Source organism: Flavobacterium sp. 20NA77.7 (assembly GCF_031326205.1).
In the GTDB taxonomy this organism is placed as follows: Bacteria; Bacteroidota; Bacteroidia; order Flavobacteriales; family Flavobacteriaceae; genus Flavobacterium; species Flavobacterium nakdongensis.
The window spans coordinates 1119433-1144564 of sequence record NZ_CP133721.1 but is presented as its reverse complement, the minus strand read 5'-3'; the positions used below and the strand labels follow the sequence as shown (position 1 = coordinate 1144564).

General features: G+C 31.0%; 29 protein-coding genes. 13 read left to right on the top strand and 16 right to left on the bottom strand.

From position 1 onward, the window contains the following. Positions 1-24 precede the first annotated feature (24 nt). The 4 genes from RF683_RS05150 to truA form a co-directional block, all read right to left on the bottom strand. Complete coding sequence (locus RF683_RS05150) at positions 25-918, bottom strand: tetratricopeptide repeat protein (protein ID WP_309533123.1); 894 nt, start codon at positions 916-918, stop codon at positions 25-27. A gap of 143 nt (positions 919-1061) precedes the next feature. After that, entirely contained in the window at positions 1062-2450 is a 1389-nt protein-coding gene (gene lpdA / locus RF683_RS05145) for a dihydrolipoyl dehydrogenase (RefSeq protein ID WP_309533122.1), read from the bottom strand. 75 nt (positions 2451-2525) lie between these two features. Further along, positions 2526-4349: an ABC transporter ATP-binding protein gene (locus tag RF683_RS05140; protein ID WP_408733697.1), complete on the bottom strand. Its 1824-nt coding sequence runs from the start codon at positions 4347-4349 to the stop codon at positions 2526-2528. Further along, positions 4342-5082 (bottom strand): tRNA pseudouridine(38-40) synthase TruA, encoded by a 741-nt coding sequence (truA, locus tag RF683_RS05135; RefSeq protein WP_309533120.1) that lies wholly within the window; start codon positions 5080-5082, stop codon positions 4342-4344. The genes RF683_RS05140 and truA overlap by 8 nt, the downstream gene beginning before the upstream one ends. 148 nt (positions 5083-5230) lie before the next feature. Here truA and RF683_RS05130 point away from each other — a divergent pair, with 148 nt between their 5' ends. Beyond that, positions 5231-5725 carry a metallophosphoesterase family protein gene (locus RF683_RS05130; RefSeq protein WP_309533119.1) on the top strand — a complete coding sequence of 165 codons (495 nt, stop codon included), beginning with the start codon at positions 5231-5233 and terminating at the stop codon, positions 5723-5725. Positions 5726-5805: 80 nt separating this feature from the next. On the opposite strand, the gene RF683_RS05125 is transcribed toward RF683_RS05130, so the two are convergent. After that, on the bottom strand, positions 5806-6216 hold the full coding sequence (locus RF683_RS05125) for a DUF4293 domain-containing protein (protein WP_309533118.1): 411 nt from the start codon (positions 6214-6216) through the stop codon (positions 5806-5808). Between the two features lie 183 nt (positions 6217-6399). On the opposite strand from RF683_RS05125, the gene rho reads away from it, so the two are divergent. After that, positions 6400-8013, top strand: a complete 1614-nt coding sequence (gene rho / locus RF683_RS05120) for a transcription termination factor Rho (RefSeq protein WP_309533117.1) — start codon at positions 6400-6402, stop codon at positions 8011-8013. A 73-nt stretch (positions 8014-8086) separates the two neighbouring features. Here rho and RF683_RS05115 read toward each other — a convergent pair whose 3' ends face one another. Continuing rightward, complete coding sequence (locus RF683_RS05115) at positions 8087-9196, bottom strand: endonuclease (RefSeq protein ID WP_309533116.1); 1110 nt, start codon at positions 9194-9196, stop codon at positions 8087-8089. A 12-nt stretch (positions 9197-9208) separates the two neighbouring features. Continuing rightward, on the bottom strand, positions 9209-10423 hold the full coding sequence (locus RF683_RS05110; protein WP_309533115.1) for an RsmB/NOP family class I SAM-dependent RNA methyltransferase: 1215 nt from the start codon (positions 10421-10423) through the stop codon (positions 9209-9211). 249 nt (positions 10424-10672) lie between these two features. Between RF683_RS05110 and RF683_RS05105 the strand changes: the two genes are divergently transcribed. Continuing rightward, the gene (locus RF683_RS05105; RefSeq protein WP_309533114.1) at positions 10673-11683 is read left to right on the top strand and encodes a WD40/YVTN/BNR-like repeat-containing protein; all 1011 of its coding nucleotides are present in this window, start codon (positions 10673-10675) and stop codon (positions 11681-11683) included. Here the strand turns inward: RF683_RS05105 and RF683_RS05100 are convergent. From RF683_RS05100 to RF683_RS05090, 3 genes are read right to left on the bottom strand one after another with little or no spacing between them, the layout of a single operon-like run. After that, positions 11680-12129 (bottom strand): sensor of ECF-type sigma factor, encoded by a 450-nt coding sequence (locus RF683_RS05100; RefSeq protein WP_309533113.1) that lies wholly within the window; start codon positions 12127-12129, stop codon positions 11680-11682. The genes RF683_RS05105 and RF683_RS05100 overlap by 4 nt on opposite strands. Positions 12130-12158: 29 nt before the next feature. Beyond that, entirely contained in the window at positions 12159-12599 is a 441-nt protein-coding gene (locus RF683_RS05095; protein ID WP_309533112.1) for a hypothetical protein, read from the bottom strand. Positions 12600-12649: 50 nt separating this feature from the next. After that, positions 12650-13192 (bottom strand): RNA polymerase sigma factor, encoded by a 543-nt coding sequence (locus RF683_RS05090; RefSeq protein WP_309533111.1) that lies wholly within the window; start codon positions 13190-13192, stop codon positions 12650-12652. Positions 13193-13292: 100 nt separating this feature from the next. Here RF683_RS05090 and RF683_RS05085 point away from each other — a divergent pair, with 100 nt between their 5' ends. Continuing rightward, on the top strand, positions 13293-13934 hold the full coding sequence (locus tag RF683_RS05085; protein WP_309533110.1) for an HAD family hydrolase: 642 nt from the start codon (positions 13293-13295) through the stop codon (positions 13932-13934). Here the strand turns inward: RF683_RS05085 and RF683_RS05080 are convergent. Further along, positions 13931-15217, bottom strand: a complete 1287-nt coding sequence (locus RF683_RS05080) for a cryptochrome/photolyase family protein (RefSeq protein ID WP_309533109.1) — start codon at positions 15215-15217, stop codon at positions 13931-13933. The genes RF683_RS05085 and RF683_RS05080 overlap by 4 nt on opposite strands. Beyond that, entirely contained in the window at positions 15217-15681 is a 465-nt protein-coding gene (locus tag RF683_RS05075) for an SRPBCC family protein (protein ID WP_298660549.1), read from the bottom strand. The genes RF683_RS05080 and RF683_RS05075 overlap by 1 nt, the downstream gene beginning before the upstream one ends. Before the next feature lie 169 nt (positions 15682-15850). On the opposite strand from RF683_RS05075, the gene RF683_RS05070 reads away from it, so the two are divergent. Further along, entirely contained in the window at positions 15851-16696 is an 846-nt protein-coding gene (locus RF683_RS05070) for a DUF2911 domain-containing protein (RefSeq protein WP_309533108.1), read from the top strand. A gap of 1 nt (position 16697) precedes the next feature. Here the strand turns inward: RF683_RS05070 and RF683_RS05065 are convergent, their stop codons facing one another. Both RF683_RS05065 and RF683_RS05060 read right to left on the bottom strand, forming a co-directional pair. Next, positions 16698-17819, bottom strand: coding sequence for a cysteine desulfurase family protein (locus tag RF683_RS05065; protein WP_309533107.1), 1122 nt, complete (start codon positions 17817-17819; stop codon positions 16698-16700). A gap of 18 nt (positions 17820-17837) precedes the next feature. Continuing rightward, entirely contained in the window at positions 17838-18389 is a 552-nt protein-coding gene (locus RF683_RS05060; RefSeq protein WP_309533106.1) for a Smr/MutS family protein, read from the bottom strand. A 108-nt stretch (positions 18390-18497) separates the two neighbouring features. Between RF683_RS05060 and RF683_RS05055 the strand changes: the two genes are divergently transcribed. Beyond that, a complete protein-coding gene (locus RF683_RS05055; protein WP_309533153.1) occupies positions 18498-19061 on the top strand; it encodes an anthranilate synthase component II in 564 nt (187 codons plus the stop codon). 2 nt (positions 19062-19063) lie between these two features. Here RF683_RS05055 and RF683_RS05050 read toward each other — a convergent pair whose 3' ends face one another. Further along, positions 19064-19408: a hypothetical protein gene (locus RF683_RS05050; protein WP_309533105.1), complete on the bottom strand. Its 345-nt coding sequence runs from the start codon at positions 19406-19408 to the stop codon at positions 19064-19066. Between the two features lie 41 nt (positions 19409-19449). Next, on the bottom strand, positions 19450-20208 hold the full coding sequence (gene yaaA, locus RF683_RS05045; RefSeq protein WP_309533104.1) for a peroxide stress protein YaaA: 759 nt from the start codon (positions 20206-20208) through the stop codon (positions 19450-19452). A gap of 166 nt (positions 20209-20374) precedes the next feature. Here yaaA and RF683_RS05040 point away from each other — a divergent pair, with 166 nt between their 5' ends. Genes RF683_RS05040 through RF683_RS05010 form a run of 7 tightly spaced genes read left to right on the top strand, consistent with a single transcriptional unit; the run spans position 20375 to position 25057 of the window. Beyond that, on the top strand, positions 20375-21124 hold the full coding sequence (locus RF683_RS05040; RefSeq protein WP_309533103.1) for a Rossmann-like and DUF2520 domain-containing protein: 750 nt from the start codon (positions 20375-20377) through the stop codon (positions 21122-21124). After that, the gene (locus RF683_RS05035) at positions 21108-21635 is read left to right on the top strand and encodes a KdsC family phosphatase (RefSeq protein WP_309533102.1); all 528 of its coding nucleotides are present in this window, start codon (positions 21108-21110) and stop codon (positions 21633-21635) included. The genes RF683_RS05040 and RF683_RS05035 overlap by 17 nt, the downstream gene beginning before the upstream one ends. Before the next feature lie 16 nt (positions 21636-21651). Beyond that, entirely contained in the window at positions 21652-22569 is a 918-nt protein-coding gene (locus RF683_RS05030; protein ID WP_309533101.1) for a geranylgeranylglycerol-phosphate geranylgeranyltransferase, read from the top strand. Between the two features lie 12 nt (positions 22570-22581). Further along, positions 22582-23163 (top strand): Maf-like protein, encoded by a 582-nt coding sequence (locus tag RF683_RS05025; RefSeq protein WP_309533100.1) that lies wholly within the window; start codon positions 22582-22584, stop codon positions 23161-23163. 48 nt (positions 23164-23211) lie between these two features. Next, positions 23212-23745: a bifunctional pyr operon transcriptional regulator/uracil phosphoribosyltransferase PyrR gene (gene pyrR, locus RF683_RS05020; RefSeq protein ID WP_309533099.1), complete on the top strand. Its 534-nt coding sequence runs from the start codon at positions 23212-23214 to the stop codon at positions 23743-23745. Between the two features lie 32 nt (positions 23746-23777). Next, on the top strand, positions 23778-24707 hold the full coding sequence (locus RF683_RS05015) for an aspartate carbamoyltransferase catalytic subunit (RefSeq protein WP_309533098.1): 930 nt from the start codon (positions 23778-23780) through the stop codon (positions 24705-24707). A gap of 17 nt (positions 24708-24724) precedes the next feature. Beyond that, the gene (locus RF683_RS05010) at positions 24725-25057 is read left to right on the top strand and encodes a ribonuclease Z (RefSeq protein ID WP_309533097.1); all 333 of its coding nucleotides are present in this window, start codon (positions 24725-24727) and stop codon (positions 25055-25057) included. Positions 25058-25132: the final 75 nt, after the last annotated feature.

Below are 25132 nucleotides of genomic sequence, written 5' to 3'. Positions count from 1 at the left end.
TTGAAATTTCAAATCGGATTTTTTTTATTTTTTTAATTCTAGTAAGTTTTCTTTTGCTTGCTGTTTGGCTTTTTCATCGCCATATTTTTCTGTTAGTTCATAATATTGTATTGCATTTTTTGTATCACCTTTCATTTTATAGGCTTGAGCTATATTATTTAAAACAATATAATCTTTTGGATTTAGTTTTTCTCCTTGTTTTAGATAATCAATAGCTCTGTCATACTTCTTCGTAAGCATCAATGCCACGGCAGTAGTTGATAATATTTCAATGTTTTTTGGGTAATATTTTAATGTAATTTCTCCAATTTGTATCATATTTGAAAGCAAATTATCGTCTTCCGTATTATAAAGTTGGACTAAATAGGCTTGTATGGCATCTAACATGAAAATTTCTGCATTTTCTTGTTTTTTATCTTCTGTCCACAACCAATTATTATTGTTAATCCTTGAATATTCAATAGTTTCAATGATTGTATTGGTAAAGGCTTCATATTCTTCAAGTTGTCCTAATACGTAACATTTTCCAAATCTTATGTCTAGTCTGTTTGGAAATTTCTCAATACCTTTATTAATATAAAACATTGCTTTGTCTAACATTTCAGGATTGTATCCAATTTTAGAAGTTAAAAATCCAGCTACATTTCCTGTACTATCTTTTAATTGAAAGCCTTCTTCTTTAGGTTTTTCGTTTTGAAGTGATAAAATTTCTTGTTTACTTTTTGAATAATAAAAATTAAAAGCAGAAGTGTAAAATTCGGGATCATTCGGATTAGATTTTTCCCATTCGGCAAATAATGTTTTTATTTTTGTAGTATCGTTTTCTTTATATAATTTTTTAAACTTCTCGTAGTTGGTTTGACTAAAATTATAATTTGAAAACAAAATAACAAGTAAGATGTATAGTATTCTTTGCATAAGGAAAGTAATTATAATATATTAAATTTTAATGGGCTTTTATATAACAGTTTCAAATCTAGTATTATTTTTAGTATTAAACTAGTTTACATAAAAAAAATCCGACTTAACACTAAGTCGGATTTTTTAATGGTGTATTTTTATTATATATGAATCACTTCATCATAAGCAGCAGCGACTGCTTCCATTACCGCTTCACTCATCGTAGGGTGAGGGTGAACTGCTTTTAAAATCTCATGACCTGTAGTTTCTAATTTACGTGCTACAACTGCTTCTGCAATCATATCTGTAACACCAGCACCAATCATGTGACAGCCAAGCCATTCACCATATTTAGCATCAAAAATAACTTTTACAAAACCATCAGGTGTGCCAGACGCTTTTGCTTTTCCAGATGCTGAAAATGGAAATTTACCAATTTTTAATTCGTATCCTTTTTCTTTTGCCGCTTTTTCAGTTAATCCTACCGATGCAATTTCAGGTGTTGCATAGGTACAACCAGGAATATTTCCATAATCTAAAGGTTCAACGTGTAAACCTGCAATTTTTTCTACACATAAAATACCTTCAGCCGAAGCAACGTGCGCTAACGCTTGTCCTGGAACTACATCACCAATAGCATAATAACCAGGTACGTTTGTTTGGTAAAATGAATTGACTAAAATTTTATCTCTATCAGTTGCGATTCCTACTTCTTCTAGACCTATGTTTTCAATATTTGATTTGATACCAACAGCTGATAGTAAAACATCCGCTTCGATAATTTCTTCACCTTTAGCTGTTTTAACAGTTGCTTTTACTCCTTTACCCGAAGTGTCTACTTTTTCAACAGATGCATTAGTCATGATGTTGATTCCCGCTTTTTTCAATGAACGCTCAAATTGTTTTGAAATATCTTCATCTTCAACAGGAACAATAGTTGGCATAAATTCAACTATAGTTACTTCTGTTCCCATAGCGTTATAAAAATGTGCAAATTCAACACCAATAGCACCAGAACCTACAACGATTAATTTTTTAGGTTGCTCCGCTAAAGTCATAGCTTGGCGGTATCCAATAACTTTTTTACCGTCTTGAGGTAAATTTGGTAATTCTCTAGAACGTGCTCCAGTAGCAATAATTATATTATCTGCCGTGTATTCAGTAACTTTTCCATCGGCACCAGTTACATCTACTTTTTTGCCCGTTTTTATTTTTCCAAAACCATCAATAACATCAATTTTATTTTTCTTCATTAAAAATTGAACCCCTTTACTCATGTCTCCTGCAACATTTCTTGAGCGTGCAATAACCGCATTAAAATCTTTATCAACATTAGCTACTTTTAGGCCATACTCTTCTGCATGTTTTAGATAATCAAAAACTTGTGCCGATTTTAGTAAAGCTTTTGTTGGAATACATCCCCAATTTAAGCATATACCACCTAAATTTTCTTTTTCGATAACAGCTACTTTAAATCCTAATTGTGAAGCACGAATGGCAGTTACATAGCCACCTGGTCCACTTCCTAAAACGATAATGTCGTATTTCATTTTGTTCTATTTTTCTACGTTGATTGTTATGTGATGCGAAATTACTAATTTTTATTTTTATAATAGAACACAATGTTAAATTTCGGTAACAAATTGTGAATCATATAATTTTTTATAAAAACCATTCGAAATTTGTAGCAAATCATCATGTGTGCCTTGTTCTACAATTTTCCCTTTATCCATTACAATAATTTTATCCGCATTGATGATGGTTGTTAAGCGGTGTGCAATAATTATTGATGTTCTATCTTTTGTTAGCGTTTGTGTAGCTTTCTGTAATAATTCTTCTGCATGGCTGTCAATAGATGAAGTGGCTTCGTCTAAAATTAAAATACTCGGATTGCTTATGTAAGCGCGTAAAAAAGCAATTAATTGACGTTGTCCAGAGGAAAGCATTACCCCTCGTTCTTTTACATCATAATGATAGCCATTGGGTAAGCTCATAATAAAATCATGAATGCCAATTTTTTTTGCTGCGTCTTGTACTTTTTCTTCTGATATAGAAGAATCAAAAAGTGTAATATTATTTAAAATAGTGTCTGCAAAGAGAAAAACGTCTTGCAATACAATTGCTATTTCTTTTCGTAAAGAAGATAAAGTGTAGTTATGTACAGGAATTTCATCTATACTTATAGTGCCACTATCAATTTCATAAAAACGATTAATTAAATTAATAATTGTTGATTTTCCTGCTCCAGTTGCTCCTACAATTGCAACCGTTTTACCATGTTCCACTTGAAGTGAAATTCCTTTTACTATTTCTTCCCCTGCAATGTAACTAAAATGCACATTTTCTAGCTGAATGTTCCCTTTTAATTTTTTTGCTTGTATGGTGCCAAAATCTTGAACTTCTACATTGGTTTCCATAACTTCAAATACTCTGTCTGCGGCTACAATTCCCATTTGCATGACATTAAATTTGTCTGCAATTTGACGCAACGGATTGTATAACATCGCAATGTACATGTTAAATGAAATTAATTGCCCTACACTTGTTTGTGTATCACCATTTAAAATAAACAAGGCGCCAAAATAAACTACTAATCCTAAGGTAATACTGGAAATGATATCTGCAATAGGGAAGAAGATACTATTGTATAAAATATTTTTTAACCACGCTTTATTGTGTTTTTCATTAATTTCTTTGAACTTTTCTAATTCAATTTTTTCTCTGTTAAACAATTGAACAATTTTCATACCTGTTAATCGCTCTTGTATGAAAGTATTAAGATTAGCAACTTCATTTCTTACTTCGTTAAAAGCAACTTTCATTTTTCTGTTAAATATATTTGTTGCTAGTAAAATAACGGGCATAATAAGCAGAACAATGCATGTAATTTTCCAATTAATAATGAGCATAAAACCTAGAACAATTAGCATTTTTAAAACATCGCTAACAATCATGAACAGCCCTTGACTAAAAATACTAGCAATGTTTTCCATATCAGAAACACAACGTGTAATGAGTTTTCCAACAGGTTCATTGTCAAAATATTTCATTTTGAAGCGCGATAAATGCGTAAAAAGTTTTTCACGAATGTCTTTCACTATATCTTGTCCAAGCCAACTCGCCATATAAACAAAATAAAATTGTGCAATTACTTCGAGCAGTAAAATTACAAACATGATTACTACCAATAATTCTAAATTTTCTTTCGAAGTATTTCCTTCAAAAAAGTAGTGCATAAAAGATTCAAATTGTTGTTGAATACTATTTGTTTCTTTTTTGGCAGAAATGAAATAATTGTCTATGGTTAAATTTAATAAAAGTGGCCGTAATGCCGCAACTATTGCTAAGAATAAAGCCCAAAATCCAACAAAAAATAATTTGCTAGTGTAGGGTGTAGCATACTGTAATACTTTATTAAATGAGGATGTTTTCTTCAACTTTTTAGTTATTAATATATGGATAGTTAACGCGTACTAAATATAATCCGTGAGCAGGAACTGAAAACCCAGCTTGACTTCTGTTTTTACTTTCAATTATTTTTCTAAAATCAGTTAGTGTTATTTTTTCTAAACCAATATTAATCAAGGTTCCTACTATAGCCCGAACCATATTTCTTAAAAAACGATCTGCTGTAATGGTAAATTTTAGTTTTGTATCTTCTTGTGTCCAATACGCTTCTGTAATTTTACATATAAATGTTTTGACATCGGTATGTACTTTTGAAAAACATTCAAAATCTTCATATTCAAGTAAAATTTTAGCCGCTTCATTCATTAATTGTATGTTTAGTGGCTGATGTACATACCAACTTCCTTCATGCATAAAAGGATTTTTATAGGTGTGAATATGGTATTCGTATGTTCTAGATGTAGCATCAAAACGAGCATGTGCTGTAGTTGAAACTTCATGCATATTATAAATGACAATGTCTTTTGGTAAAAATGAATTTAAGCGGTGAATAAATTGTTTTTTATCGGGAATAATTGAACTGTCAAAATGAGCAAACATTTGTGTGGCATGTACGCCGCTGTCGGTTCTTCCCGCACCAACAATTTCTATAGATTCTCGAAGTAATGTATGTAAAGCTGTGTTGAGAATTTCTTGTACAGATATAGCATCTGGTTGTATTTGAAAACCAAAATAATTTTTTCCGTTATAGGCAAATTCAATGAAATATCTCAAGTATAGTTAAGTTTCTAAATTTCTGAGTTGCAAAGTTACTAAGAATTTGAATTATTATATTCAATGTTTTCTTAAAAATAAACAATATACTATATTTTTTTGTCAACTTTGCAGCTTAGTTACTCTGTAACTTAGAAACTCTTATTATATGAAAAAAATATTGCTTCTGTCAGATACACACAGTCATATTGACGATACGATTTTAAAATATGTAAAATTAGCTGATGAAGTATGGCATGCCGGAGATATTGGCGATTTAATTGTAACTGATACTATTAAAAAATATAAAACTTTACGAGCCGTTTATGGGAATATTGATAATCATGAAGCGCGTTTAGAATTTCCATTGCACAATCGATTTTTTTGTGAAGGAGTAGAGGTGTGGATTACTCATATAGGTGGTTACCCAGGAAAATATAGTGCTGCAGTCCAAACTGAAATCACTAAAAATCCGCCTAAACTATTTATTTGTGGACATTCTCATATTTTAAAAGTACAATTTGATAAAAAATTAAATTTATTACATATGAATCCTGGTGCTGCTGGAATTCATGGTTTTCATCAAATACGAACCATGTTGCGTTTTGAAATTGATGGGAAAAAAATTCAAAATTTAGAAGTTGTTGAAATAGGGAAGAGGTAATTATGCTAAAGAGTTAATAAAAAAAATCCGAACCTAGGTTCGGATTTTCATTACGCACTAAATAAACTAAGATGATAGGTTTATCGTATTCTATCCACAGATTTTACGAGATCTTCGTCCTTTTTAATAGCCTTGTTTGCCAATGCTAGAAAAACGATAGAAAAAATTGGAAGAAACATCCCAATACCCTTCTCCGAGACTGTTGCCTCTCCGGATAAAGTTAGTGAATGATATACTAACAATCCTATTAAAATAAAGTTTAATATCATGTTCAATCTGTTTATAACAAATTGATTTTGTCTGTTTTTATAACTAAAAATACTAATTAAAGCTAATAAAGCACTAGTTCCAAAAAGGCTAGTATATACTAAATTATCAAAAGCAAAAACGGCTTTCTTAGTTGTTGTTATCCATAAATTAAAAAACAAGGGTAATACACTTGCTACGATTAAGCTAATGAATAAATATACCGATTGAATGCGTTGTAACATATATTTTAATTATAGGAACAAAAATAACGCTTCTTTTTTTAAAAAACTATTGTTTTATGCTAAAATATTTGTATTATTGCATCAGAAAATCGTAAGTACTTCATTCTACGACACTTTAAAATCAAAAAAATCTCACACAATTTTTAATAAAAGTAAAGATTAAAAAATCTCAACACCAAATTCATGTTTGATAATAACACGTTAAAAGAGATGAAACTCTCTGATTTGCAAGAAATAGCCAAAGTTGCAAACATTCAAAAATTCAAAACCTTAAAAAAAGAAGCGTTAATTCAACAAATTTTAGAAGTTCAAAATGCAGCTGAAGTAGTTGAAAAACCTAAAAAGGTGAATAGTTCTGAAAAGATAACGCCTAAAAAAAACATACAAGAAGAAACGCAAACAGATCACTCTTCAGAGAAAAAAGTAGCCAATGAGCCTAGAAAGCGCATTAAAAAATCTGAAGTGATTCAAAAAGCAGCTCAGGAAGAAATTGTTTTTAAAGAAGACAGTAAACCTCAAAACACAGGTGTAATTTCCAATAAAATAGGTGATGACAGCCAAATTTCAAAGTCAGAAGAGGGAGAACCACAAGAACGAAATGGGGGTAATTTTAAAAAGAACCCTAATTTTAAAAAGAATAATCCAAATCAAAAACCTAATTATAGAGATAATGACTTTGAGTTTGATGGAATTATTGAAAGTGAAGGTGTTTTAGAAATGATGCCAGACGGATATGGCTTCCTTCGTTCTTCAGATTATAATTATTTAGCTTCTCCGGATGATATTTATTTATCACAATCACAAATTAGATTATTTGGTTTAAAAACAGGTGATACGGTTAAAGGAGTTGTGCGTCCTCCAAAAGAGGGGGAAAAATTCTTTCCTTTGGTAAAAGTTTTAAAAATTAATGGTCATGATCCTCAAGTTGTTCGTGACAGAATTGCTTTTGAACATTTAACACCTTTATTTCCAGATGAAAAATTAAATTTGGCCGATAGGAGTAAAGCTATCTCAACCCGCATAATTGATTTATTTGCACCTATTGGTAAAGGTCAACGCGCTATGATTGTTGCACAACCAAAGACGGGTAAAACGATGTTGCTTAAAGATATTGCAAATTCTATAGCTGCAAACCATCCTGAAGTATATATGATTGTTTTGCTTATTGATGAGCGACCAGAAGAGGTAACCGATATGCAACGTTCAGTTCGAGCAGAAGTAATCGCATCTACTTTTGATGAACCCGCAGAACGACATGTTAAAGTAGCAAATATTGTATTAGAAAAAGCAAAACGTTTAGTTGAATGCGGACATGATGTGGTTATTTTATTAGATTCAATAACTCGTTTAGCAAGAGCTTATAATACAGTGCAACCAGCATCAGGTAAGGTGTTAAGCGGCGGTGTTGATGCGAATGCATTACAAAAACCAAAACGTTTCTTTGGTGCGGCTCGAAATATTGAAAATGGTGGTTCGTTGAGTATTATTGCAACTGCATTAACAGAAACAGGTTCTAAAATGGATGAAGTTATCTTTGAAGAATTCAAAGGTACAGGTAACATGGAATTACAATTAGATAGAAGAATTGCAAATAAACGAATCTTCCCAGCTATTGATTTAGTATCATCAAGCACAAGAAGAGATGATTTATTACTAGATGAAAAAACAATTCAACGCATGTGGATTTTAAGAAAATATTTAGCAGATATGAACCCTGTTGAATCGATGGAATTCATTGAGTCTAGAATTAAAGGTACACGAAATAACGAAGAGTTTTTGATTTCGATGAATGATTAAACCGAATTATAATATGCACAAAAAAAGCGACCAATTTTAATTGGTCGCTTTTTTTATTTTATATAATGTGTAATTAATTAACAACTATTTTTTTTGTTAATGTACCTTTATTATTTCTTAATTCAATAAGATAAAAACCTTGGGTCAAATTAGTGATTTCAAAAATATTTTCTATAAATAATGGTTTTTCAATTTCTCTAATTACTTGTCCATGTATGGTCATTATCCTTACATTTAATATAGCTTCTGTTGTTTCTATCGAAACTATTCCATTATTAGTTGGGTTTGGATAAATGGCTACCATTTCAGAATTTAAATAGTTTTGCGCAGATAAGAAGTTCCATCTATCTTGTGCAATAGGTCCTCCCCAAATTAAAGTAGCTAAATATGGATTATCTATAAAAGGATTTCTGTTGCCTTGTGCATAAGCATTACTTGAATTTCCATGATAGGTATTTCTGTTGTCTTCATATTGCGAAACAGGATCATCTGCATTCCATTGAAGAAAAAGTTGAAGCATATTGCTGTCACTAGCTACAGTAGCACCTGTTCCTACATTGATGGGTAAACACTGCGAACCATATCTTAGGTACATATACATCATCATTCTGGCTACATCACCTTTCCATTCATCACCAGGATACCAACCACCTGTTACATTTCCTGAATTACCAGTTCCTGCAGCAAATTTTGAATTTCCTCTGTTGGCATTTCTATCTACATCTGCAGAACGAATATGATGTGCGTCTTCTCCAGCATCACTATCTGCGGAAGTTAAGGCTCCATCAACTAAAACAGGTGTACCTAATGATTTTGCATATACGTGTTCTCTGTTCCATTCACAACTATTAGCCCCGCCATTACTGTTTAAATTTCTTTCTCTGTGATCGTTGTCGTCTGAAGTAGAAGTTGGACAAGTATTAGCACTAAATCCATATACTAATAACACATTATTAGAATTGGTTGGGTTCAAGTCCGTAGCTTGTGAGGCATTCCAATCTTCAGAATAAGTTAAAAATTTTGTATGTGTAGTAGTTATTTTATTGGCTAATGCATTTTTTAAAGCCGTACCCGTAAGTGTCCAGTTAAATCCATTATAATAAGGATTTGCGGGTGCACCACTTTGACCTAAAACAAGTAAAGTTAAATGCAAAGCAATAATTGTAAAAGTAATTTTTTTCATTGTATAAACTAATTATTTTTTTCGTTCTAATAAAGCCATATAGAATCCATCAAATCCTGATTCATGAGCTAAGACCTTTTTGTCTTCAACAAATATAAATTTTTTTCCCATTTCTGTTGTTAAAAATTTTTCTACTTGCTCTTGATTTTCAGAAGGTAGAATACTACAAGTGGCATAGACAAGTTTACCTCCTGGTTTTACTATTTTAGAATAATTTTCAAGAACTTCTTGTTGTGTTTTTTTTATATTTTCAATAAATTCAGGTTGTAATTTCCATTTGCTATCAGGGTTTCTTTTTAATACACCCAATCCGCTACAAGGTGCATCAATAAGAACTCTATCTGCTTTTTCGTGAAGTTTTTTAATTGTTTTAGTGCTTTCTATTACCCTACAATCAATATTGTGTACTCCATTTCTTTTGGCGCGTAATTTCAATTGTTTTAATTTACTTTCATATAAGTCCATGGCAATAATTTGGCCTTTATTTTCAAGTAAACTTGCAATATGTAAAGTTTTACCTCCTGCGCCCGCACATGCATCAACAACACGCATTCCTGGTTGAATATCTAAAAATCGAGCCACTAATTGTGACGAGGCATCTTGTACTTCAAATAAACCATTTTTAAAGGCATCTGTCATGAAAACATTTGCACGTTCTTTTAAAATTAGTGCATCTGGATATTCTTTCAAGGTTTCGGTTTCAATATCTAACGTATTAAGAAGCTCTTGTAATTTTTGTGGTGTTGTTTTTAATGTATTTACACGTAAAATAACTCGAGCTTGTTCGTTCTGGGCTTTAATTTCTTTTTCCCAAATGTCATCCCCTAATTCTTTACTGCAAATTTCATCCATCCAATCTGGAATAGATTCTCTAACACTTCTATTTTTTGATAATTCATCAAATTTTCCTTTAATTCTTCTTACAGGAGTTTGTTCAAAATATTTCCAGTCGGGGAGTGTATGTCCTCTTAAAACCGCCCAAATAGCAAACAAACGCCATACATAATCTCTAGTAAAAGGTTCTTTAGCTTCGGCAATTTCAGCATATAAACGCTTCCATCTAACAATATCATAAATAGTTTCTGCAACAAATTTTCTATCGTTGCTTCCCCAGCGTTTATCTAATTTTAATGCCCTTGCGACTACTTTGTCAGCATATTCTTTTTCGTTAAAAATAGCTAATAATGCGTCAATAACCGCAAAACTTATGTTTCTGTGAAATCTCATGAGTATAATAAAAAATGCTGGCAAAGATAATGAAATATAGTCTAAGATAATGGAATAAAGAGTTATTTTAATTTTCTGTATATTAGCCGTACTATACTTATTATTTTATGAAATCGCCATTAATAAAAAGTTTGTGCAAGCAATTGAAAATCATCGAACACGAAGGAGAACAACAAAATTGTGAGATAAACACAGATAAATAAAAAGGCGATAACATATATGATCTTTTACAAATAAAATTTTACATATATGAAAATTATTTATTTTTTGTTGTTAGTGGTAATTTCATGTAAACCCTTACAACTGGTTAAAAACGCACAAACTGTAGTTTTGGAAAAGACAAGTATTCGAGCTATTCATGTTCAAAATGATACTTTATGGTTTGCTGGGAGTGCTGGTAAAATGGGTTGGATTAATTTTGAGAGAAATGAAAAAGCGATATATAAAAATCAATTTACAGAAGCTGAATTGAGAAGTGCTTCATTTTACAATACTACATTTTATGTGTTAAATGTTGCCAATCCCGCACAAATAGTTGGCCTGTCGAATTTAGGAGTACAAAAAAACTATTATTCAGAAAAAAATGAAAAGGTGTTTTATGATAGTATGTATATTGATGCAAAAGGTTTTGGTGCTGCAATAGGAGATCCTACGTCTACTTGTTTGTCTGTTTTAGTCACTACAAATGGGGGGGCAGAGTGGCAAAAAATTCCATGTGAGCAATTGCCTGAAGTTATGGAAGGTGAAGCAGCATTTGCAGCAAGTAATACCAATGTTAAATTAATTGATAATACGATATTTATAGTATCAGGCGGGAAAAAATCTAGACTTTTTAAAAGTATTGATAAAGGTAAAACATGGAACGTTTTTGACACACCAATAATACAGGGAAAACAAATGACAGGCGCATTTTCCATGGATTTTTATGATTCTAAAGTAGGCATGCTTGTAGGTGGTAACTATGAAGACCAGCAAAATAATGAAGCAAATAAAGCTATTACTTTTGATGGTGGAAAAACATGGAAGTTAGTTGCAAATAAGGAAGCTTTTGGATATGCATCATGTGTGCAATTTGTCCCTAGAAAAAAAGGGAATGAGTTATTTGTGTGTGGTACTTCAGGGGTGTATTTTTCAAAAGATTTTGGTGTTACATGGAAAAAAATCCTTGATGATAACGATTATTATACGTTACGCATCAAGGATTCTAAGACCTTGTTTTTAGCAGGAAAAAACAAGGTAACTAAACTAACCTTAAATTAATCTCTAGGTGGTGAAGGTGGACCTTTTCGATCTTTTAATTTATTCAATAATTTTCTATGAAATTCTTGTTCGGCACGTTCTAAAGCGACTACTTTATCTGCACCAATAATTGGTATTAATTCTGTGCGCATTTTTTTCTTTAAGGCCATGATTTCAGCTTCAGCTTGTTCGGCTTCTTCAATTTGCTTAAGTGCTTCTTCGTCTGTTAACTCTTTTTTCTTTAATCGCAATTTCATTTGGCCTTCTTTCAAGTCCATTATTTTAGTATCGTACTTGTTATAGACTGGCCAAAATTTTTCAGCTTCTTCAGGAGTTAAGTTTAATTTTTGAGAGATAAATGCAATTTTCAAGCCTCTAATTTTTTCTTTTTTCTCTTTAAAATCTTGAGAAAATCCCCAATTTGCAATAAATAAAAACAGGAATAAGTATAAAAATTTGGTTTTCATATATGTAAATTTAAATTTTAATTAATAATTTATATGTTGTTGTAAATCAATTCGTTTTCTAGATCTTCTATTTCTGAATCTTGTAATAAAATACCCACTTCATAAGTTGATAGTTCATCGGCATGAATCTCTAAATACTCTTTAGCTGCTTCGTTAGTTTGTTTTACTTCTTGAGTATGATAAAAAATGGGTAACATAATAGATAATAGAAACAATGCAGCTATGCCTGAAACCCAATATTTGTTAACTGACAATTTAAAAATGGGTGTTTCTTTCGGCTGTAATTTACTGTATAAACGTGTTTCAAAATCTGTAAAATATGCATCAGGAACATTAAAACCAGCTGTGGAAGGTGCATACTCTAGAATAGAATCAGTATCTAATTTAGCCTCTAATCTAGTTGAAAAAGTCTCAAAATAATTGTCTGGTATTTTGAATCCTTGCTTTATATGTTGTGAGTTTTGTTTCATTTCTTTGTTATTGGGGATTTTATAATTAGATAGCAGTTTATTAAAAAAGTTTAATCTTGTTTTAAATATTCTTCAATTTTTTTTACGGCATGGTGGTAACTTGCTTTTAAAGCACCTACACTTGTTTCTAGAATTTCACTCATGTATTCATATTTCATTTCTTGAAAATATTTCATTTTAAATACTAATTGTTGTTTTTCAGGTAAAAGAGCAATTGCTTTTTGTAATTTTAGTTGGATAGCTTCACCTTCAAAATATACGTCACTTTCTAATTTCTGTATCGCTTTTGATTGTAATTCTTCATTCGATATACCTTGTTTTTTAGCTCGTTGCTGTATAAAAGACAAGGCCTCATTGGTAGCAATTCTATACATCCAAGAATACAATTTGCTTTCGCCTTTAAATTGCTGAATGTTGGCAAATACTTTTATAAATGTGTTTTGCAATACATCATCAGTGTCATCATGATTCAAAACAATAGCCCTGATATGATAATACAAAGGTTTTTGATACTCTTGCACTAACTTTTTAAAGGCTGCTTGTTGTGTCTTTGGGTGACATAAATCTGCTATGAATTGCTTTTCTTGCTCCACAAATTTCTTTTTGAATTATTTGACTAAAGATACTTAAAAAGGTTTAATGAATAGGAATAAAATATGAAATTATGTAAGTTTGCTTGAAATATAAAGAGAGATGATTCAAACCGTAATTTTTGATATGGATGGCGTAATAGTAGATACTGAACCTGTTCATTATTATGCTTATCAGCAACATTTTAAACAATTAGGAATTCAAGTTTCGGATGAAATGTACGCTACATTTACAGGAAATTCAACCAAAAACGTATATCAAAAATTAATCAATCACTTTGAAATTCAAATCCCTTTAGATGAGCTGGTTATAACTAAACGAAACTTATTTAATAATGCATTTGACACTAAAAAAGATTTGTTTTTACTTGAAGGAGTCGAAAAGTTAATTGAACAGTTATTTAATGAGGGAAAACAATTAATTCTGGCTTCATCTTCCGCTAAAGTAACTATTGACAGAGTATTTACTAGATTTAATTTGCATCGCTATTTTACACATATCGTTTCTGGAGAAGATTTTCCTCAATCTAAACCTCATCCAGCTATATTTGAAGAAGCTGCACTATTATCAGGCGTGACAAAAGATGAGTGTCTTGTTATAGAAGACAGTACAAATGGAATACTAGCTGCAAAAGCGGCTGGTTTATTTTGTGTGGGATACAGAAGTATAAATTCTAAAAAACAGCAATATGAATTAGCTGATTTAGTTGTAGATAAATTTGATGACTTAAAAATTAATTTTTAACCTACCGCTTTTTTATACGTTTCTAGGCATTTTATTCTTGCTAATTTATGATCTACAATAGGCTGTGGGTAAACGGATGTGTTCCATTCAGGCACCCATTTTTTAATGTAGGCATAATCTTTATCAAATTTTTTTATTTGCTCTGCAGGATTAAATATTCTAAAATAAGGCGCGGCATCTACACCACTGCCTGCGGCCCATTGCCAATTACCCACATTGCTGGCTTGTTCATAATCTAATAGTTTTGAAGCAAAATAGGTCTCGCCCCATTTCCAATCAATTAATAGATGTTTACACAAAAAGCTAGCTACTATCATACGTACTCTATTGTGCATATGCCCCGTAGCGTTTAACTCTCGCATGCCTGCATCAACAATAGGATAACCTGTTTTTCCTTCGCACCACATTTGAAATGCTATTTCGTCATTGTTCCATTCAATAGCATCATATTTTGGTTTAAAACTCTTGGTAATTGTATGTGGGAAATGCCAAAGAATTTGCATAAAAAATTCACGCCAAATCAATTCGTTTAGAAAAGTTTCGTTTGCAAATCCAGAAGCAAAGTGCGCCAGTTTTCGAATGCTAATCGTACCAAAACGCAAATGAATACCTAGTAAAGATGTGCCATTTAATGCAGGAAAATTTCTAGTTTTCTCGTAATTTTCTACCAATTGAGTTGAAATATCAAATTGAGGCAATACTATTTTAGTAGCTTCAAATCCAATCGCTTCAAGTGATAAAAAAGGATATTGATGCTTACATAATTTATGTACTAAATCTTCTGAAGGATAAGGCAAATAGTTCTTTTCTCTGTAACTAGCTTTCCATTTTTTTGAATAAGGTGTGTATACAACATACGGACTTCCGTCGTCTTTTACAATTTCAGATTTCTCAAAAATGACTTGGTCTTTGCATGTTTTAAAAAGTATTCCCTTAGATTGTAATAAATCATTGATTGATTTATCTCTTTTTCGTGCTGCTGGCTCATAATCATGATTGCAATACACAGACGAAATGGAATGTGCTGCAATAAGTTCTTTAAAAACAGAAATCGGTTCGCCATAAAAAACAGCTAAATTTTTATTTATTTTCTGTAAAGCTTCTTGAATCGCATGTAGTTGTTGCCAAATAAAAGTTACTCGAGCATCATTTTTATCTAAGTTTGTTAAAATAGAAGTGTCAAAAATAAAAATAGGAAGCACCGCATCATTTTCATTAAGTGCATGAAAAAGCGCTGCGTTATCTTCTAATCGTAAATCTCTTCTAAACCAAAAAATTGTCATTAATGTAATTCTCCAAAAAGTTCGTATAATTTTCTTCTTCTATAAATAAATATCTCTTCTAATTTAGGTTTTACTAGAAAAGGATGTACAAGTCGCCCCAAAAGGCCAAAAGGTACTTTGTAGTCAATAATATCTTCCATTTCCACTCCGCCTTCAATTTCTTTAATAAAATGCTTGTGATGCCAAAACGAATAAGGTCCAAAACGTTGTTCGTCTACAAAATAGTCGCCTTCTACAACATGTGTAATCTCAGTAATCCATTTCGCTTTTATACCAAAAATAGGTGTTACTATGTATTGTATTATTTGTCCTGGAAACATTTTTCTGTCTGCCCCACATAAAATATCAAAACTCATATAGTCTGGCGTAATGGTTTTTAAGTTTTTTGGACTAGAAAGAAATTCCCAAGCTTGCTCTTTTGTTATAGGTAATTTTTGTGTGGTTTGTAATCTATAGATCTTCATTTATGGTAAGAAAATTTAGTATTAATAACTTTTATTTATGATTCTTTAAGTTTACAAATATACTAAAATGTTTAATAAATATTATAAAAAGTTAAACAATAATATTTTTCACGTATATGTTTGTATTGTTTAAAATACTAATTTTGTGTTTTAATCCAACAATAACTTTATGAAAAAAATTATAGTATTAGTAATGGTCTTGGTATCATTTACTAGTTTCGGTCAAATTAAAATACCACAAGCTAGTCCCGTTTCAAAAATTGAGCAAGTAGTAGGATTAACAACTGTTTCTGTTTCTTATTCTCGCCCAAGTGCAAAGGGAAGGTTAGTGTATGGAGAATTAGTTCCGTTTGGAAAAAACTGGCGAACAGGAGCAAATGAAAATACAACTATTATATTTTCTGAAGATGTACTGATTGCAAATAAGCCTTTGTTAAAAGGAAAATATGCATTATTTACTACTCCAAGAGCCGATTCGTGGGATTTTATTTTTTATAAAGAAACTACAAATTGGGGATTGCCAGAAGTATGGGATGAAGCAAATGTAGCTTTACGTGTAACTGTTTCGCCTGAATCGCTTTCAAAATCTATTGAAACTTTTACTATTTCAATAAATAATGTCACAACTGATTCTGCAACACTCGATTTGTCTTGGGAGAAAACAATGGTTTCTTTACGAATTGAAGTACCAACTCAAAAAGTGGTTTTAAAAACTATTGAACAGGTATTAAGTGGTCCTACTGCAAATGATTATTTTACCTGTGCACAATATTATTACCAAACAAATAATGACTTAGTTAAAGCATTAGAGTGGGTTAATAAAGCTATAAATACCACGAAAGAAGTAGAAGTCCCTTTTTGGTATTATAGATTAAAATCTTTAATTCAGTTTAAATTAGGCGATAAAAAAGGCGCCATAGATTCTGCTAAAATTTCGTTGGAAGGAGCTACAAAAGCTAACAATCAAGATTATATAAAGCAAAATACAGATAGTATTACTGCTTGGTCTAAATAATTTATATGCTTTTTAAAGCATTAATAAAACCATCAATATCTTCTTTTGTGTTGAAATGACTAAAAGATATACGTATTGATGGTTTTTTTAATTCTTCGTGTGACAAGAACTCAGCTAATACATGAGATGGTTTTGGACTTCCACTTTGGCACGCACTGCCTCTAGATACTGCAATTCCTTTTAAATCTAAATGGAATAATAACATAGCAGTTTTATCTTCAGAAAAAGGTAGGTTTATATTGAGTATGTTATAAAAAGTATCCTCTCCATTTATTCTAATACCTTCGAAACTTTGCTCTAATTCGCTTACACAGTAGTTTTTTATTTCAGAAATATATTTTTTATGTTCGTCTAATTCAATATGTGCCAATTCAAATGCTTTAGCCATCCCCGCAATTTGATGTGTAGCTTCGGTTCCCGCACGTAATCCTTTTTCTTGTTCACCACCAACTAATAAAGGTTGCAAAGAAATATTTTTGTTTATATATGCAAAGCCAATCCCCTTAGGTCCATGAAATTTATGTGCACTTGCTACTGCAAAATCAAGAGCGGTTTGTTGTAAATCAATTTTTAGTTTTCCCATTGTTTGCACTGTATCACAATGAAAAAGAACTTGATTTTTTTTGCAAAGGAGGTTGACCTTTTCAATATCTAGTTGGGTTCCTATTTCGTTATTAACATGCATCAAACTTACAACTGTTTTGATTGATTTTTCCAATGTATTTTCCAAGTAATTTAAATCTAAATTACCTGAAGGTAAAACGGGGATATATTCTAGTTCTATTTGATATTCTTTTGCTAATTTTTGACACGTGTATAAAGTAGCATGATGTTCTAATTTGCTGGTAACAATTCGTTTAATGTTATGGTTTTTTATCAATTCGGATAAAATCCAATTGGTAGCTTCAGTAGCGTTACTCGTAAAAATGATTTCTTGAGACGAACAGTTTAAGTAGTGTGCAATAGTTTTTCGAGCCGATTCAATAATCGTTTTGGCGCTTCTCCCAAAAGAATGTGTAGAGGAAGGGTTTCCAAAATCTTGCTCTAGCACTTCTAGCATGGTATGAATTACTTCTTTTCGTAGTGGGGTAGTAGCTGCGTTATCTAAATATATTTTTCCCATGTAGTAATACAATAATTATCAATTCTGTTTAATATATAATTCCATTGCTCCCAGTCCGTATTTACTGTAATTAGCTTCCTGTATGCTGATGTTTTCATACCGTTTAACCAAATATTCTAGTTCTGATTTTAATACACCTTCACCAATACCATGTATCAAAACCACCTTAGAATAACGCTTTGAAATAGCAAAATCTAAAGCACGTTTTGCTTCATCCAATTGGATGGTAAGTTTATCAAAATTAGTTAAATTTTTAGATGCTTTTGCAATAATTTTTTCTAAATGTAAATCGACTTCAAAAATAGGCTGCTCTTTTTTAGAATAGCGAACTAAGGGCGCTCCTTTCTTTTTTGCAGGTTCTTTTTCCGCTAAAACCAAATCAATACTTCTATTAAAATTTAGTTCAGGAGCATTCTTAGTAATCGTGACAAGCTCGTTAGGTAAATATTCTAATACAAAACCATCAAGCGTTTCAATTTGTACATACGCAGCATTAAAGCCAACTACTTTTCCTTCAAGTGAATCGTCTAATACCAATACGTTATCTCCAATGTTAACTAATTTTTGCATACTATTTTAGTTTGACACCAAAATTATAAAAATCAAAACGATTATGGAGATTATTAGTTAATTATTATATGGTTTAAAAAAAATATGTAAGTTTGAAAAAAAATGGAAATGAAAGTAGCGCTGATTGATAATTATGATAGTTTTACCTATAATTTAGTACATTATTTAGAAGATTTAGGGGCAGAAGTTACCGTGTTTAGAAATGATGCATTTGAAATAGAAGAATTAGAAAAATTTACTAAAATAATGTTATCTCCAGGTCCTGGTTTGCCAAGTGATGCAGGTTTGTTAAAGCAAGTAATTACAACTTATTCTTCTTCAAAAGATATATTTGGTGTCTGTTTGGGCTTACAAGCTATTGCTGAAGTTTTTGGTGGAACCTTGCTTAACTTACAGCACGTTTTTCATGGTGTAGCTTCTGAAATTGAACAATGTAATGAAGATTATATATTTGAAGGTATTCCACGTCAATTTATTGTGGGACGTTACCATTCTTGGGTAGTAGATAAAACAAGTCTTCCTGAAGTTTTAGCAATTACTTCGATAGATAGTCAGGGGGCTATAATGTCTTTGAAACATAGAGAATTAAATGTTAGAGGCGTGCAGTTTCATCCCGAAAGTATCATGACAACGCATGGAAAAAAAATGATTGAAAACTGGTTAAATAATTAAGATTATTTTATTCCACTTTCATTAATAATGGCATCTTTTTTAAAAGCTATATCTTTCCAATTTGTATTTTTTATCCCTTCTAATAAAATGGTATTCTTTTTTTTAGTTAATTTAAAAATGAAATCCGAATTTTTTACTTCTTCACTATTTTTTAAATCAATCATTCCACTTTCGTTTAAATAAACAGATTTTTTTGTAAATGCCATTAACGAAAAATTAAAACCACTTGATGGAGTAAGTTGAACTTTGTTTCTAACAATTTCAATTTTAACTTCAAATGATTTTTTATTATAAGAAATAAACGAAGAAAGTAAAACTATGCCAAGTATAAATAGTAATTTTTTCATAATTGCTTGATTTTAATGTTAATTTTTGTAAATGTAGAAAATTATCTTGTAAAAACCAGTTTATTTTCTGCAGATAAATTAGCATCAAATGCATAACCCTCATAGTTGAAACCTTTTAAATCTTCAATTGTATCTACATTTGTATCTATAATGTATCTAACCATTAAACCACGTGCTTTTTTTGCAAAAAAACTAATCATTTTTAGTTTACCATCTTTATAATCTTTAAATTCTGGTGTGATTATAGTTGCCTTTAGTGTTTTTGAATCAATTGCACTAAAATATTCATTACTTGCTAAGTTTATAAACAGTTCGTTAGGTTTTAATTCTTCATTTAACGTTTTAGTTATTGTTTTTTTCCAAAATTCATATAGATTTTTTTTGGAGCCAATAGCTAAAGAAGTTCCCATTTCCAAGCGATAGGCTTGAATTAAATCTAAAGGTTTTAATAAGCCATATAGGCCTGAAAGAATTCTAACTTTATCTTGAAGTATTGGAAATTTATCTTCAGAAAGGGTGTAAGCATCTAGCCCAGTATATACATCTCCATCAAATGCAAATACAGCTTGTCGTGCATTTTCTGGTGTGAAAGGTAGGGCCCAATTTTGATTTCGTTCCCAATTTAATTCAGCTAATTTTTCAGAAATATTCATTAACGCCATTAATTTTTTTGGAGATTGTTTCTTTACTACTTTTTGTATTGTAGTTGCTTCTTTCAAAAAACTCGCTTCAGAATATGCAGTTGTAGGTACATTCTTTTCAAAATTTAAAGATTTTGCAGGCGATATAACGATTTTCATGTGTTTAATTATTTTTTCTAAAATTAATTTTTAAATGGTTAAAAACATATCAAAAGTAAAAAAAGAAATACCATTTACAAGCTCATTAGTATAGATTTGTTGCAGGCATTTATAAACAAAATCTATTTCTTTTGCTCAAAGAGGTTTAATTTACTAAATTCGCCGTATGATTAAAATAGTGCTAATAGGTTCAGGAAATGTAGCTACACATTTGTATAATGCATTTTCAGGTGCTTCAGATGTAGAAATTATTCAGGTGTTTGCTCGAACGCAATCATCTGCAATTCCGTTAGCCGTTCAAATTTCAAATTGGCAATATTTAAAAGAAGCAGATCTTTATATTATTAGTGTTTCAGATGATGCTATTGCTGAAGTAGCTTCAAAAATTTCCTTTAAAAATAAACTAATAGTTCACACTTCGGGTACCACTTCAATAGATGTATTACCTTTTGAGAGAAAAGGGGTTTTTTATCCGTTGCAAACTTTTTCAAAAGAGAAACAAATCGATTTTTCAGTTGTGCCAATTTGTATTGAAACGAATCAAAAGGAAGATGAAAACATATTACAAAAAATAGCCTCTTTACTTACTCCTAAGGTGTATTTAATTTCTTCAGAACAAAGAAAAGCATTGCACGTTGCAGCCGTATTTGTTTGTAATTTTACAAATCATTTGTATCAGATTGGAGCAGCCATTTGTGAGGATAACGCCATACCTTTTGAAATTGTAAAACCTTTGATAACAGAAACAGCGGATAAAATTCAAAATTTAGCACCAAAAGATGCACAAACTGGACCCGCTTTTAGAGGTGACGAAAAAACAATACAAGCGCATTTAGAATTTTTAACCAATTCAGAGTATAAAACACTCTATCAATTCATGACTCAATCTATTCAACATCATGTCAAAAAGTTATAAAGAAATTATGAATGACATCAAAGCATTTGTTTTTGATGTTGATGGCGTACTAACAGATGGTACGGTTCACGTAGCCGAAGATGGACAATTATTACGTCATATGAATATCAAAGATGGATATGCGATGAAAGCAGCCATTGATAAAGGGTATCCGGTATGCATTATTTCGGGCGGAAGTAATGAAGGGGTACGTGTTAGATTGCAAAATTTAGGAATAAATTCAGTGCATTTAGGTGTTTCAGATAAAGTTGAAAAATTTTATGAATTTTGTGATGGCTATGAAATTAAACCTGAAGAAGTATTGTATATGGGCGATGACATTCCAGATTATTTAGTGATGCAAAAAGTAGGTTTACCCACATGTCCGCAAGATGCGTCTCCAGAAATAAAAGAAATTAGCAAATACATTTCGCATAAAAATGGTGGTAAAGGTGCTGTACGCGATGTGATTGAGCAAGTGCTGAAAGTACAAGGTAAATGGATGGACGATTTTAACGCGAAGTTTTTTTAAATTAATTAAATAACAAATGAAAAATTTTTTAAAATTAATTCGAATTGAACAATTGACTTTTATTGCGCTTGTTCAACTTATTTTAAAATATACTTTTTTAGATTATGCTACCGTTCAAGCTTTGGCTAACTGGCAATATGCGCTATTAGTAGTCGCTTCTTTATGTATAGCGGCGGGTGGTTTTATTATCAATGATATATTTGATGTAGAAGTAGATGCAATTAACCGACCAAACCAAGTGTATATTGGCACCTATTTTTCTGAAAAAACAGCTTATAATTGGTATTTTGGTTTAAATATTGTTGGAGTTGGTATTGGTTTTTATCTAAGTAGAGTAGTAGAAAGACCTTCTTATGCTGCCATTTTTATTATTTGTTCGGCTTTATATTATGTGTATTCTAATGGTCTAAAACAAATACCAATAATAGGTAATGGTATAGTTGCTTTACTAATGGCAATTAATTTATTGGTTATAGGCTTTTTTAATTTATTTCCTACTGTTTATAAAGGTAATGAAACTTTGATAATGAATCTTTTTTCTATTATTGTAGATTATGCCATCATGATTTTTTTATTGTTTTTTGCCCAAGAAATTTTAAAAACAATTAAAAATAAAGATGGAGATTCTCAATATGAACTGACTACTGTAGCAACTTCATTTGGCACAAAAAAAGCCCTCTTATTAGTGTCTTCACTCATTTTAATATTGCTTGCTTTTATTGTATATTATTTGATAACTAATTTAGCATATATGCCTTATGTTATTGGGTACGTTATTTTATTAATGATTGCTCCATTACTGTTTTTTATACTAAGATCTTTTCAAGCAAACACACAGCGCGATTTTATTTTATTGGAAAAAATTTTAAAAGTTGTTAGTGTTACTACGATGCTATCTTTAAGTGTAATAGTATTAGTGGGTTATCGTCATTAAAAAGAATTAAAAATGCTTAAGGAAAAACTAAAAAAATACAATATCATATTAGCTTCTGGTTCACCAAGAAGGCAACTTTTTTTTAAAGAAATGGATATTGATTTTAGTATTCAATTGAAAGAGGTAGAAGAAGTGTATCCGTCTCATTTACAAGCTGCAGAAATTACCGATTATTTGGCGGAATTAAAAGCAAATGCATTCAAAACATGTTTAGATTCAAACGATTTACTGGTTACTAGCGATACGCTTGTGTGGTTAGAAGAAACAGCTTTAGGTAAACCAAAAGACAGAAAAGATGCTTTTGAAATGTTGACTTGTATGGCAGGAAAAACCCATCAAGTAATTACATCTGTTTGTTTGATGAACTTGTCTTTCACTAAAGTGTTTCATGAAATTACTAGCGTAACATTTAAGGCCTTAACATCGGATGAAATAGAGTACTATTTAGACACCTACCATCCCTATGATAAAGCAGGTTCATATGGTATACAAGAATGGATTGGTTTAATTGGAATTGAAAAAATTGAAGGATCTTATGCTAATGTAGTTGGATTACCCACGCATAGACTATACAAAGAGTTAATGCAATTGTAATACATTTGAAAAAAAATACGTACTTTTACACACCCAACAACACGAACTATGAGTCAAAAAATATTGCTTACATCAAAAGAAGTCAATATCATTCTGCATCGATTAGCTTGTCAGTTAATTGAAAACCACTTAGATTTTTCAAATACCATATTAATAGGCATACAACCCAGAGGGTCTTTTTTAGCTGAACGAATAGCAAAAATATTACGTGACGAATATGCGGTTTCTAATCTAAAATTAGGGTTACTAGATATTACTTTTTTTAGAGATGATTTTAGACGAACGGAAAAAGTTTTGGAAGCTAATCGCACACAAATTGATTTTTTAGTTGAAGATAAGAAGGTAGTGTTTATTGATGATGTACTTTATACAGGAAGAAGTATTCGTGCAGCTTTAACTGCTATACAATCCTTTGGTAGACCAAAATCTATTGAATTACTAACGTTAATAGACAGAAGATTCAGTAGAGATTTACCTATTCAACCTGATTACCGAGGTAGACAAGTAGATGCTATTAATGATGAAAAAGTAAAAGTAAAATGGTTTGAAAAAGACGGAGAAGATGCTGTCTATATAGAATAAAAGTAGAATTGACAAAAAACAACACAACAACAATGAAAGAATTAAGCGTCAATCATTTATTAGGAATAAAATATTTACAAGAAAGCGATATTCAATTGATTTTTGAAACCGCAGACCATTTTAAAGAAGTCATCAATAGACCCATTAAAAAAGTTCCTTCTTTAAGAGATATTACAATTGCTAATATTTTTTTTGAGAATAGTACCCGAACAAAATTATCATTTGAATTAGCTCAAAAACGTTTATCTGCAGACGTGATAAGTTTTTCATCGGCACAATCATCGGTTAAAAAAGGCGAAACATTAATTGACACTGTAAACAATATTTTAGCAATGAAAGTGGATATGGTAGTTATGCGTCATAGTTCGCCAGGAGCTTCTCATTTTTTAGCTAAACATGTGAACGCAAGTATTGTCAATGCAGGTGATGGCGCACATGAACATCCTACACAAGCATTATTAGATAGTTATACAATTAGAGAACAATTAGGTGATGTAGCAGGTAAAAAAGTACTAATAGTGGGTGATATTTTACACTCAAGAGTAGCGCTATCAAATATTTTTGCACTACAAATGCAAGGCGCAGAAGTACGCGTTTGTGGGCCAAAAACATTAATTCCTAAATATATAGATTCACTGAATGTTAAAGTAGAGTCTAATTTAAAAAAGGCATTGGAATGGTGTGATGTAGCAAATATGTTGCGTATTCAAAATGAACGTTTAGATGTGAGTTATTTTCCATCAACAAGAGAATATACACAACAATTTGGTTTAACAAATGAATTGTTAAACGAGTTGAATAAAGATATTGTTATCATGCATCCGGGGCCGATTAATAGAGGGGTAGAAATTACAACTGACGTAGCGGATGGTAAACATTCTGTAATTTTGAACCAAGTGGAAAATGGTGTAGCTATAAGAATGGCAGTGATTTATTTGCTAGCAAGTAAAATAAAAAATTAGACCTAAAAAAGGTAATTATGAAAGTTGAACAAAAGGGTCATACAACAATAGTAAAAGATACTGAGAGCAGTATAAGTCAGTTTATTGAAAAATTAATTTCTCAATATTCAACGTTCAAAAAGTATAATTTAATACTTGATATAACGCATGATAAAAACATGTCAATCAATGCATTAAAAGAATTTACAGAATTAACAAAATTACACAAAGAAAATAGTAAATCATTGATTATTGTGGCTTCAGAAATTGATTTTAATAAAGTGCCTGCTGCTTTACAAGTAGTACCTTCTGTTTTAGAAGCGCATGATATTATTGAAATGGAAGAAATTGAACGCGATTTAGGATTTTAATTTAGAAGGGTGTTGAAAGAAGTGAGTTAGAAGTTTTTAACCCATTACCCAAAACCCATTACCCAATACCAGAAA

Coding starts and splice junctions, on each gene's coding strand:
- RF683_RS05150 (WP_309533123.1), bottom strand. CDS start 918: ATGCAAAGAATACTATACATCTTACTTGTTATTTTGTTTTCAAATTAT.
- lpdA (WP_309533122.1), bottom strand. CDS start 2,450: ATGAAATACGACATTATCGTTTTAGGAAGTGGACCAGGTGGCTATGTA.
- RF683_RS05130 (WP_309533119.1), top strand. CDS start 5,231: ATGAAAAAAATATTGCTTCTGTCAGATACACACAGTCATATTGACGAT.
- RF683_RS05125 (WP_309533118.1), bottom strand. CDS start 6,216: ATGTTACAACGCATTCAATCGGTATATTTATTCATTAGCTTAATCGTA.
- rho (WP_309533117.1), top strand. CDS start 6,400: ATGTTTGATAATAACACGTTAAAAGAGATGAAACTCTCTGATTTGCAA.
- RF683_RS05115 (WP_309533116.1), bottom strand. CDS start 9,196: ATGAAAAAAATTACTTTTACAATTATTGCTTTGCATTTAACTTTACTT.
- RF683_RS05110 (WP_309533115.1), bottom strand. CDS start 10,423: ATGAGATTTCACAGAAACATAAGTTTTGCGGTTATTGACGCATTATTA.
- RF683_RS05105 (WP_309533114.1), top strand. CDS start 10,673: ATGAAAATTATTTATTTTTTGTTGTTAGTGGTAATTTCATGTAAACCC.
- RF683_RS05100 (WP_309533113.1), bottom strand. CDS start 12,129: ATGAAAACCAAATTTTTATACTTATTCCTGTTTTTATTTATTGCAAAT.
- RF683_RS05095 (WP_309533112.1), bottom strand. CDS start 12,599: ATGAAACAAAACTCACAACATATAAAGCAAGGATTCAAAATACCAGAC.
- RF683_RS05085 (WP_309533110.1), top strand. CDS start 13,293: ATGATTCAAACCGTAATTTTTGATATGGATGGCGTAATAGTAGATACT.
- RF683_RS05080 (WP_309533109.1), bottom strand. CDS start 15,217: ATGACAATTTTTTGGTTTAGAAGAGATTTACGATTAGAAGATAACGCA.
- RF683_RS05075 (WP_298660549.1), bottom strand. CDS start 15,681: ATGAAGATCTATAGATTACAAACCACACAAAAATTACCTATAACAAAA.
- RF683_RS05070 (WP_309533108.1), top strand. CDS start 15,851: ATGAAAAAAATTATAGTATTAGTAATGGTCTTGGTATCATTTACTAGT.
- RF683_RS05065 (WP_309533107.1), bottom strand. CDS start 17,819: ATGGGAAAAATATATTTAGATAACGCAGCTACTACCCCACTACGAAAA.
- RF683_RS05060 (WP_309533106.1), bottom strand. CDS start 18,389: ATGCAAAAATTAGTTAACATTGGAGATAACGTATTGGTATTAGACGAT.
- RF683_RS05055 (WP_309533153.1), top strand. CDS start 18,498: ATGAAAGTAGCGCTGATTGATAATTATGATAGTTTTACCTATAATTTA.
- RF683_RS05050 (WP_309533105.1), bottom strand. CDS start 19,408: ATGAAAAAATTACTATTTATACTTGGCATAGTTTTACTTTCTTCGTTT.
- yaaA (WP_309533104.1), bottom strand. CDS start 20,208: ATGAAAATCGTTATATCGCCTGCAAAATCTTTAAATTTTGAAAAGAAT.
- RF683_RS05040 (WP_309533103.1), top strand. CDS start 20,375: ATGATTAAAATAGTGCTAATAGGTTCAGGAAATGTAGCTACACATTTG.
- RF683_RS05035 (WP_309533102.1), top strand. CDS start 21,108: ATGTCAAAAAGTTATAAAGAAATTATGAATGACATCAAAGCATTTGTT.
- RF683_RS05030 (WP_309533101.1), top strand. CDS start 21,652: ATGAAAAATTTTTTAAAATTAATTCGAATTGAACAATTGACTTTTATT.
- RF683_RS05025 (WP_309533100.1), top strand. CDS start 22,582: ATGCTTAAGGAAAAACTAAAAAAATACAATATCATATTAGCTTCTGGT.
- pyrR (WP_309533099.1), top strand. CDS start 23,212: ATGAGTCAAAAAATATTGCTTACATCAAAAGAAGTCAATATCATTCTG.
- RF683_RS05015 (WP_309533098.1), top strand. CDS start 23,778: ATGAAAGAATTAAGCGTCAATCATTTATTAGGAATAAAATATTTACAA.
- RF683_RS05010 (WP_309533097.1), top strand. CDS start 24,725: ATGAAAGTTGAACAAAAGGGTCATACAACAATAGTAAAAGATACTGAG.